Genomic DNA, 7955 nt, shown 5'->3' with positions numbered 1-7955 from the left:
TGAAGCCAGTGGCCGAGCTTGAGCAGGGGGGTTAGGGGCAAGAACAGAGGTGCATGACGTCGTTCTTCCGAATGGGCAATAGATGCCGATTCCTGAGTTTGTGCCCAGTATTCCCGAGCGACGTGTACCGCCGCAAGAAGCGCTGCGTCTCCTCTACGAGGAGATCGAGTCTTTCCACCTCCGTGCCGAGATAAGAACATATGGCCAGGGATTGGCGACCCGGCACTGCCTCCTCTATCGAGAGGATGGGCGTGTTGTTGGCGAAGGCATGGGCAAGGGAATTGGGCTGCAGTCAACTGCAAGCGCTATTGCCGAAGCGCTCGAGCACTTAATCAGTAGCGCGAGTAATCGCGGCGAGCCTCCCCTGCAGACGAGCCTCCCCTGCAGAACAGATCGCCAGAGGGGTACATCTGGTCAGTGATAGCCGAATTGCCACATCAGGAAATCCTGGCCCGTGACAAAGCGGTAGAACTCTTGTTGCAGCACCACCCAGGCGCCAAGGTACCGTGCCGCCCGTACAAGGGGGTTACTGAGTCGGATATGCTGGCGCTATATCCCCTGGTGCTGACAACCCCAGACTACCCCGATTACCCACTACCTGGTGATAGCTTTGACTACACGCGAATCCGGAGGTACTGTACCAATAGCGGGACCGCACTGGGCCTTGACCTCACGGAGGCTATGATTCATGCCGTGTGTGAACGCATCGAGCGCGATGCGGAGTCTCTTTTCCTAATCTCCACTTTCCTCTCCGAGCCACCTCGACCTGTTCGGCTAGTTGCTCCCGATACCCTCCCTTTGCGACTCAGAGCGCTATATAACGAGATCACTGAGCTTGCAGGTGTTCCAGTCATGATAATTGACATTACGACAGACATAGGTGTGCCTTCATTCTGCGCTGTGATCATGCGTCAGGAGGGGTTAATCCAGCCCAGGGGATGCGGTTGTTCACTTTCCAGGGAATATGCGGTGGAGCGCGCCATGCTCGAAGCTCTACAGGATATGCATGTTCAGGAGCGATTCGCCGCAGACTGTCACGATGACCACGTAGCAATCCTATCCGCCCTTCATAGGTTCCCAAGGTATCAGGCCGCCGCCCGGATGAACGTCGCAGCATTAGTGGATCAAGGTCTGTTCAAGGTGCGCGACTTCGCTGACATTGTGGCCCCGGCTGTTCCGGGGGATCTTGATGAATACCTAGCTGTACTGGTAAACCTAGTTGAGGCTAGAGGTTTTCACATTTTCTACTCTGTTGCATACCAATCTTCTCTAGGGATCACGTGCCTCAACGTCCTGATCCCGGGCCTTGAGAACTTTCAACTAGTCAAGTCCGGCAACGCGGTGTTGCCTGGAGGACGAGGCCGTGCTATGCTTCATTCTGCGTGATTTTGCGCCCGAGATGGAGCGGTGTAACCCTTGTTGCCAAGAGAGCATTTCTGAAGACAGAACACCCTTGGCAACGGTGAGTCTTCCATAACATCCTAGGGGGAAGTTATGCGGCCCACGACATCAATTGGACGGGCGTTGCGCTTGGTTTGGTCTGCTTCCCAGAACGAGATACGAATTTTAATTGCCTTGAACGTATTCTATGGCGCTGGCCCCACTCTCCTTCTCTACGTGGGCAAGGTCGTGATCGACGAGGTTGCCCGGCTGGCAGGGACAGCCCCCCATGGCATATTTGGTGAGTTGGGTGCTTCGCTGCTCCCCTTGGCCATCGCGGCGTTCGTTATACTCACCTTCATCTTGGATTCCATCGAGACGCTCCGTGGGTTGGCGATTGATAACCTACGGGACCGCACCACTGGGGAGGCACGACGGCGTTTGCTGACCAAAGTGGCTGGCTTCCAGGATATCGCGGTTTTTGAGGATCCGCAGCTTCTGAACACCCTTCAGTTGGCCGAGCAAGGTGTAGAACGCCTTTGGCGGCTTGCTACCGGCGTTGGGCGCATGATGGTCGGCGTGTTCGCGTTCGTGCCAGCGCTCTTGTTTACATTCGCGATCGGCTGGTGGGTGCCACTTCTGCTTTTTCTCACGGCAATCCCCGCTGTCATCATCCAGGGACGCGTTGAAGATCGCAGCTGGGAAGTGGAGAGGGCGCAGGCTGAGAACGTGCGAAAGATGAGGCTGTATGAGCGGGTCTTGCTTACCGAGCTTTACGCCAAGGAGGTACGGCTCTTTGGACTTCGAGATCTCTTCCTCGGATGCTGGACGAAACTGTTTCAGACCACATTCCAGGCCATGCGTGCTGTGCGTACGCATGGTACGTGGGCAGTTGCTGGATCGTCGGTTATCAGTGCTGTTGGAGCAGCGGTCCCCTATGCGTTCGTTGTGGACGGGGTTCTTCGAGGTGGGTTCACGCCAGGAGACCTGGCGCTGTACGCGGGCCTAATCTTTCAGGTGCGCAGGAGTCTTGAGTTACTCATCTATGAGGGGGCTGAGGTCTACCAAGCGGCGCTTGGCGTAGGTCCCATTTTCGCGCTGCTTGATTTGAAGCCGCGTCTTTCCTTGGTGACGGCTGCCACCCCGGATTCCGGACGTCGCGGCATTTGCCTTTCGAATGTACGGTTCACCTACCCAGGGAGTGAACGGCCCGCCCTTGACATGATCAACCTCTGCATTAGGCCTGGAGAGACAGTGGTCCTTGTCGGTGAGAATGGAGCTGGAAAGACCACATTGACCAAGCTGCTAGTCCGTCTCTACGACCCAGACGAAGGTGTCATCACCTGGGACGGGCGCGACATCCGATCTATGGATGTCGAGGAGCTCCGTGATCGGATTGCTGTCGTCGTACAGGACTATGCGCATTTCCCTGTTACCATCCGGGAAAACATCGCTTTCGGCGACCTTTCGAAGGTTGATCGGGATGACACGCTGCTGGCAGTGGCTCGGGAAGCTGGTTTGGGAGAGGTCATCGAGAAACTGCCATATGGCTTGGACACACCACTGGGCAAGATGCTCGACGGAGGTACCGACCTCTCTGAGGGCCAATGGCAACGTCTGGCCATTGCCCGTGCGCTGCTTCGCAAGCCCAAGGCTGAGCTTGTGATATTAGACGAGCCCACGGCAGCCATTGATCCGCAGAGTGAGTACGAAATCCTGCAGGCGCTCCGTGGACTCACCCGTGGGAGAATGGCCCTCATCGTAAGCCATCGCCTGTCCCTAGCCCGCGGCGCTGATAGGGTGGTTGTTCTGCAGAACGGGCGTATCGTGGAGGAAGGTTCACATGAGGAGCTGATGGCACTGAAAGGTGTCTACCACTCCATGTTCACGCGGCAGGCGAGTAGCTATGTGTGACAGAGTTACCCCTCCATCACATGTTTTCTGGGATGAACGAGGTGCAAATGGGAATGCAATCCCCGTCTTCGTAGTCGAGGAACATCGCGAGGCCTATCTTGTCATCTCTTACGCGATCAAGATGGGGTTGCTGCCCCCTCACGGGAATGCCTTGGTGCACATTGATGAACACCACGACCTGGCGTGCCCAGTGCTTTTAGGACCAGCGGATGTGCGTTCGCAGCCACTGAGCGACATCTTCGTCTGCACCTTCGACTACCTGCGGATATGCGATTTCCTCATCCCGCTCGTCCACCAACGGGTGTTTGAGGAGCTCTACTGGGTGCGCCGTGATGGGCTTTGCCGTCGATCCATACCCCTGGACATCCGTGTTGAGCAGGTAGGGAATGCTTATTTCTTTCGTGTGCACACACTCAAGTCCCGAGCAGAGGCAGGCGCTCGGCGCTTGCCAATGCTGCACACTCTCACACCATCACATCCCTTTGCCACAACGCGCCCCGTAGTTCTCGATATCGATTTTGACTACTTCTCTTGCTCCGACAGCAATGGAGAGACCGTCCGGATCGAGATCACCGGAGATGCGTATGCTGCGTTCTTGAGGGACAAACGACATCCCTGGAAACTTGCGTTTGGGAGTCGGGTGACTTGCATGGAGGAAAGGGGGAAGTACTATCTCGTCCATAGAGACTATGACGGTCCTCCTTGCCAGCGAACGCAAAACAATGAACAAATCTACAATACGGTGCTTCAACTCATGGAGTTCCTGCGCATCAATAAGGTCTTCCCAGTCATGGTTCTCTTGTCTCGGTCTCAGCACAGCGGCTTTGTACCTCCAGAACATGGTGAGTTCATTGAGAGCGTTCTGCTGTCCTCCCTAGCAGACGAGATGACAATCAACGTGATCGAGCTAGACGAGTTACTGACAACGCTTGGACTAGTCTGTCCAGTCTCGAAATACTGTTGACACTTCAGTGAAGTTGACCCGGTTTCGTGGACAGGTTAGGGCTTGAAAGGGAGGGGTCCACGATGCCGAGGACACGACCGCCGTATCCGCCGGAGTTCCGGCGGCAGATGGTGGAGCTCGTACGGGCTGGGCGGACGCCACGGGAGCTATCCCGGGAGTTCGAGCCCTGCTACGAGACGATCCGCCACTGGGTAAGACAGGCAGACCGCGACGAGGGCCTCGACCCTTCGGGGATGACGACGGGGGAGCGGGAGGAGGTGCGCCGGCTGCGCCGTGAGAACCGACAGCTCCGCCTGGAGCGGGAGATCTTGGCAAAAGCCGTGGCCTGGTTCGCTCGGGAGACCGGCTCGGTACCGCCCGAGTCTACGAGTTCATGAGCGCACACCAGGCTCGCTACCCGGTGGCCACGATGTGCCGCGTACTGGAGGTCTCCCGCAGTGGGTACTACGCGTGGCTCGGGCACTTTCCGTCACGCCGGGCGCGGGAGGACGTGCGGTTACAGGAACGGGTCGAGGCGATCCACGCCCGGAGCCGGGGAACGTACGGAGCGCCGCGGATCCACGCCGAACTGAGGGCGGAAGGGATCCGGGTCCCCCCGCAACTGTGTCATGGGCATAGGGCTAGCGGCTGCGAACCCGCAACCGGAAGTGCAGGTGCAGGAGAAGCCCAACGCTGGCCCCACAGGCGGTGCCGAACGCGGCATCGCGGAACGCCGTCCCCACCGCTGCTCCCACCGCTGCCCCCAGCAGAAGGTCGCGGCCCAAGCCCGCCCACCACGGCCTGGGCCCCTCCTCGCCAGATCTCACCCTTCTTCCCCGCCGGACAGGCACTGTTCCTTCCGGAGAAGCTCGTCCCAGTACCGGTCCACCGCCGCCTGGAGCTCGGCGATGATGGCCTCCCCATCCGGGGACCGGAACAGGTGCCGAAACCGGCCCTGGGTCTTGAGCCACTCCTCCACCGGCACCTCCTTCTTCGGCTTGTACGTGATCTTGTAGCGGCCCTCGGCCACCTCGTACAGCGGCCAGTACCGGGTCTCCACGGCCAGCTTCGCCTGCTGGATCGCGCTATCGCGCGAGGTCCGCCACCCAAGCGGGCAGGTGGTGAGGACGTTGAGGAACTTCGGCCCCTCGTAGCGCATGGCCCGCTCCACCTTGTTCGCGAGATCGATCAGGTTGGCCACCGCGGCCTGGGCCACGTACGGCACGCGGTGGGCGACCACGATCTCCGTGAGGTCTTTCCTGTCCTGGGGCTTCCCGGGGATGGCCTTCCCCACCGGGGCGGTGGTGGCCGAGGCACAGCGCGGGGTGGCACTCGACCGCTGGACCCCGGTGTTCATGTACGCCTCGTTGTTGATGCACACGTACAGAAAGTCGTGCCCCCGCTCCAGGGCCCCGGACAGGGCCTGGAGGCCGATGTCGTAGGTCCCGCCATCGCCGGCGAACGCCACGAACCGGATGCGGCGGTCGAACTTCCCTGCCCGCACAAGGGCCTTGTACGCCGCCTCAACCCCGGCGATCACCGCGGCCGCGTTCTCGAAGGCGACGTGGATCCAGGGCACGTTCCACGCCGTGCCCGGGTAGCGGCTGGTGGCCACCTCGAGACACCCGGTGGCGTTGGCCACCACCACCGGATCGGGGATGGCGTTGAGCACGGTGCGCACCACCATCGGTTCGGCGCAGCCGGCGCACAGGGAGTGCCCGCCGGTGAACCGCACTTGGGCCTCTTCGCGTTGGGCTAACGTCTTGATGTTCGGCACGCTGCCTCCTTCATTCCCTGAGGCCGATGTACCTAAGGCCCTCGTCCGGACGGGCATCCGTGAGCTCGGCGAACACCTGAACGAGCTGGTCCACGGTGGTGTCCCGCCCGCCCAGGCCGTAGATGTAGTTCACGAACGTGGGCCGGTGCGTGGCGTGGACGAACGCCGCGGCGAGGTCGCAGTAAACCGCCCCCATCGCCCCGAACGAAAGCGCCCGATCCAACACCGCCACCCGTTCCACGTGGGCAAGGGCCGCGGCGATCTCCTTGGACGGGAACGGCCGGAAGAGCCACACCTTGAGGAGCCCGACCTTCTCCCCCTTGGTTCGCAGCACGTCCACCGCCGCCTTGGCCGTGCCCGCGGTGGATCCCATAACCACCAGCGCCCGCTCCGCACCGTCGAGCCTGTAACCCTCGAAGAACCCGGTGTACCTGCGGCCGGACACCTTGCTGTACGCCTCTTGGATCTCGAGGAACACCGGGGGTACCTCCTCCATCGCCGCGGCCTGTGCCCGCTTGAGCTCGAAGTAGTAGTCGGGCATCGCGAACGGCCCCCACGTGGAGGGGTGATCCACGTCGAGGAGGGGATAGAACGGCTTGTACTCCCCCACGAACTTCTTGGCCACCTCATCGGGGAGGGGCTCCACCACCTGGCTGGAGTGGGTGAGGGTGAACCCATCCAGGTTGACGATCACCGGGAGCCGGACCCTCTCGTGCTCGGCAATCCGCTGGGCGATCAGGGTGTAGTCGTAGGCCTCCTGGGCGGACTCGCAGAAGATCTGGACCGCGCCGGAGTCCCGAGCGAGGTAGGCGTCGGAGTGGTCGCAGTGGATGTTGATCGGCCCGGACAGGGCCCGGTTGGCGAGGGCCATCACGATCGGAAGGCGCATGCTCGCCGCGATGTACAGGATCTCCACCATCAGGGCCAGCCCCTGGGAGGCGGTGGCGGTCATCACCCGGGCCCCGGCCGCCGCCGCCCCCACGCAGGCGGACATCGCGGAGTGCTCGCTTTCCACCGGCACGAGCTCAGTGTGCACGATCCCGTCGTGGACGTACTCCGCGTAGTACTCGGCGATCTCGGACTGGGGGGTGATCGGGTACACCGCCACCACGTCCGGCTCGATCTGGCGCATCGCCTCGGCCACCGCCTTGTGGCCGGTCATCACCTTGCGCATGTCCCCTCCCTTTCCGGCTCAAGGGCGATCGCGTCCACCGGGCACACGGCTGCGCACACCCCGCACCCCTTGCAGTAATCGTAGTCGACGCCGGTCACCTTCTGTCCGCTGATCCGTATCGCATCGTCTGGGCAGTGGAGCCAGCACTGCAGACACTGGATGCACTTCTCCTGGTCCCAGATCGGACGCTCGGCCCGCCAACCGCCGGTCTTGTTCAGCTCCGGGGTGGCGCCACCGGGAATGACCCCGCCGATCGGCAATTCCTTCCAACCCTTAAGGCTAGCGGCCACCGCGCACCCCCTTCACCGCGTCGTAGCCGGCGCGCAGCGCGGCCACGTTCTTCTCCAACACCTCGCGGGACACCTTCTCCCCCATCGTCTCCCGCAGCTCCCCCTCGGCGAGCCTCCACTCGGTGCCGAGCACCGCCGCCACCGCACCGAGCATGGGAACGTTGGCGAACCCGGTCCCCGCCTCCTTGGCGATCCGGTCCGCGTCGAGGACGACGATCGTCCCCCGGAACCCGGTGCGCCTGCGGATCTCGTCCTTCGAGCAGGTGGTGTTCACGATGAGCACGCCGTCGGGCTTAAGGCCCTCGGTCGGCTTCTCGCTCTCCAGGAGCGTCTCGTCCACCACCACGGCGATGTCCGGCGAGTAGACCCCGCAGTGGATCACGATCTCCTCGTCGGCGATGCGGTTGTAGGCGCGCACCGGGGCGCCTGAGCGCTCGGGGCCGTACTCGGGAAAGGCCTGCACGTGTTTCCCCTCGC

General features: G+C 61.6%; 9 protein-coding genes. 4 read left to right on the top strand and 5 right to left on the bottom strand.

Annotation, left to right across the window (positions count from 1 at the left end):
• Positions 1–540 precede the first annotated feature (540 nt).
• The 4 genes from NUV94_07715 to NUV94_07700 all read left to right on the top strand — a co-directional run bounded on the left by NUV94_07715 (position 541) and on the right by NUV94_07700 (position 4635).
• Positions 541–1386 (top strand): YcaO-like family protein, encoded by an 846-nt coding sequence (locus NUV94_07715; protein MCR4392623.1) that lies wholly within the window; start codon positions 541–543, stop codon positions 1384–1386.
• A gap of 189 nt (positions 1387–1575) precedes the next feature.
• Positions 1576–3294: an ABC transporter ATP-binding protein/permease gene (locus NUV94_07710; protein ID MCR4392622.1), complete on the top strand. Its 1719-nt coding sequence runs from the start codon at positions 1576–1578 to the stop codon at positions 3292–3294.
• Positions 3287–4258 carry a UPF0489 family protein gene (locus NUV94_07705; GenBank protein ID MCR4392621.1) on the top strand — a complete coding sequence of 324 codons (972 nt, stop codon included), beginning with the start codon at positions 3287–3289 and terminating at the stop codon, positions 4256–4258. The genes NUV94_07710 and NUV94_07705 overlap by 8 nt, the downstream gene beginning before the upstream one ends.
• 62 nt (positions 4259–4320) lie before the next feature.
• Positions 4321–4635, top strand: coding sequence for a transposase (locus tag NUV94_07700; GenBank protein ID MCR4392620.1), 315 nt, complete (start codon positions 4321–4323; stop codon positions 4633–4635).
• 243 nt (positions 4636–4878) lie between these two features.
• Here NUV94_07700 and NUV94_07695 read toward each other — a convergent pair whose 3' ends face one another.
• From NUV94_07695 to NUV94_07675, 5 genes are all read right to left on the bottom strand, one after another.
• Positions 4879–5064, bottom strand: a complete 186-nt coding sequence (locus NUV94_07695; GenBank protein MCR4392619.1) for a hypothetical protein — start codon at positions 5062–5064, stop codon at positions 4879–4881.
• On the bottom strand, positions 5061–6014 hold the full coding sequence (locus NUV94_07690; GenBank protein ID MCR4392618.1) for a thiamine pyrophosphate-dependent enzyme: 954 nt from the start codon (positions 6012–6014) through the stop codon (positions 5061–5063). The genes NUV94_07695 and NUV94_07690 overlap by 4 nt, the downstream gene beginning before the upstream one ends.
• Before the next feature lie 10 nt (positions 6015–6024).
• Positions 6025–7188 (bottom strand): pyruvate ferredoxin oxidoreductase, encoded by a 1164-nt coding sequence (gene porA / locus NUV94_07685; protein ID MCR4392617.1) that lies wholly within the window; start codon positions 7186–7188, stop codon positions 6025–6027.
• The gene (locus NUV94_07680) at positions 7176–7478 is read right to left on the bottom strand and encodes a 4Fe-4S binding protein (GenBank protein ID MCR4392616.1); all 303 of its coding nucleotides are present in this window, start codon (positions 7476–7478) and stop codon (positions 7176–7178) included. The genes porA and NUV94_07680 overlap by 13 nt, the downstream gene beginning before the upstream one ends.
• Positions 7468–7955: 2-oxoacid:acceptor oxidoreductase family protein (locus tag NUV94_07675; protein MCR4392615.1), on the bottom strand; the 488-nt coding region annotated here is incomplete at its 5' end. The genes NUV94_07675 and NUV94_07680, both read right to left, overlap by 11 nt.

The sequence above is a fragment of the Candidatus Acetothermia bacterium genome (assembly GCA_024653305.1).
In the GTDB taxonomy this organism is placed as follows: domain Bacteria; phylum Bipolaricaulota; class Bipolaricaulia; order Bipolaricaulales; family Bipolaricaulaceae; genus JACIWI01.
This window is presented reverse-complemented; position numbering and strand designations above follow the sequence as displayed.